Genomic DNA, 1,444 nt, shown 5'->3' on the forward strand with positions numbered 1-1,444 from the left:
TCGCCGGCCAACAGCCATGCTTTCGCGCGGTCGTCGAGCGTCCGGACGCGCACCCAGTGCACGAGTTCGTAGGCGACGTGGTTGAGCGTCGCCGCGTCGCGCTGCCGGTCGAAGTCGGGGCGCGACGCCATGTCCTGGCCGACGTCGGCGAGCGCCGCGCTCACAGCGCCCAGCGACGGCGCCAGGATGGGTTTCACGTCAGCAGTTCGCGCTGCGCCGGTCGTTGCGGTGGCCAGCAGCGCGATCGGGTCGGCGGTGGAGATCGGGCCGAGCGCTCGGCGGATCGTCACGAGGCTGGACGCGGTCTGGGCCCAGTCGGCCATCAGATCGAGGGTGAGCGGCGGCTCGACGTCCCACTCGAGGCGGGCGAGTTCCCGCCGGACGGCCTGCCACATGGGCCGTTACCCTCGCCGTCCGACAGTGCTGTCCAACTCCCTGCGGACGTCGGCCAACAGCACCCGCAAGCGGCCCAAGTCCGGCAGATCTGCGGCGAGGGCCAGGTCCCAGGTATGAACCTCGCGCAAAGCGTTCTGGACGCACTCGAGCGCCGTCAGTCGTGTCAGTCCCGGGACGTCCACGGGCTGGCTCGACGGATGAGCCGCCGCCATCAACAGCGAGATCCCCATGGCCTCGTGGATCATCGCGGCGAGGTCGTCCCAGCGGTCAGCGGTCAGCATCGTCGCTTGCCCCAGCAGTAGGTCGACCTTGGCGATCGACTCGGCGGGCATCGGCACTCCGGTCATGATCGTGATCCCTTCCTTCCAGTTGTCCTGGGATCGTGGGCGCGCCCATGAGTCCCTTCGCCCGTACAAGTCACCAGGCGTGCGGGCGAGCGCCACTGTCCACAGGGCTCAGGGCCACGCCGCCGCGCGGAGGTGCAGGATCTGCGTCCGGCTTGGGTAGCGGTGGGCCGGACCGGTTGCACGATCGGATGCCGCGTCGCCGGCGCGGCCGGCGTGGCCGACCGCCGTTCGAGATCCGCGAGCGCCTGCGCGACCAGGCGCTCATGGCGGGCATTCGTCCACGGCAACAGGTACGTGAGTCCGGTCACCACGAAGATCCCGACGGTGGCCGCGCGCTGCCCGGCGACCACGGTCTGCCAGACCGCGATGCCAGCGACTACTATGCGCAACCGCCAGGCGAACCCAATCAGAGGCAACCGGGTCATGCCGTGGGCGAACCCGGCGGCAGAAGCGGCGAGCACCTGCCACGGCCAGGTGAACCACTGGTAGGCGACATCGAACCGGCCCGCCGACACCAACTGCCGCTGACGCGCCCGGGCCAACACGGCGGGCAGGTCAACCCGCCCGATCCAAGCCGGGGGCACGACGAGGTGGCGGCGTCCGGCCTGCCCGATGCCGGCGATCCGTCGACCGGTGACCAGGACGCGCACCCCCGGGTCGCCGGGGACCGCGAGTGGGGTCGAGGGGCGGCGCGCCCACCA

3 protein-coding genes are annotated in these 1,444 nt (G+C 71.2%); all 3 read right to left on the minus strand.

The features are described 5' to 3' along the window. Positions 1–395: hypothetical protein (locus Q1K57_RS13730; protein WP_300083568.1), on the minus strand; the 395-nt coding region annotated here is incomplete at its 3' end. A gap of 6 nt (positions 396–401) precedes the next feature. Further along, entirely contained in the window at positions 402–743 is a 342-nt protein-coding gene (locus Q1K57_RS13735) for a hypothetical protein (protein ID WP_300083570.1), read from the minus strand. Next, positions 740–1,444: hypothetical protein (locus tag Q1K57_RS13740; RefSeq protein ID WP_300083572.1), on the minus strand; the 705-nt coding region annotated here is incomplete at its 5' end. The genes Q1K57_RS13735 and Q1K57_RS13740, both read right to left, overlap by 4 nt.

The sequence above is a fragment of the Propioniciclava sp. genome (assembly GCF_029977985.1).
In the GTDB taxonomy this organism is placed as follows: Bacteria; Actinomycetota; Actinomycetes; order Propionibacteriales; family Propionibacteriaceae; genus Propioniciclava.

Coding starts and splice junctions, on each gene's coding strand:
- Q1K57_RS13735 (WP_300083570.1), bottom strand. CDS start 743: ATGACCGGAGTGCCGATGCCCGCCGAGTCGATCGCCAAGGTCGACCTA.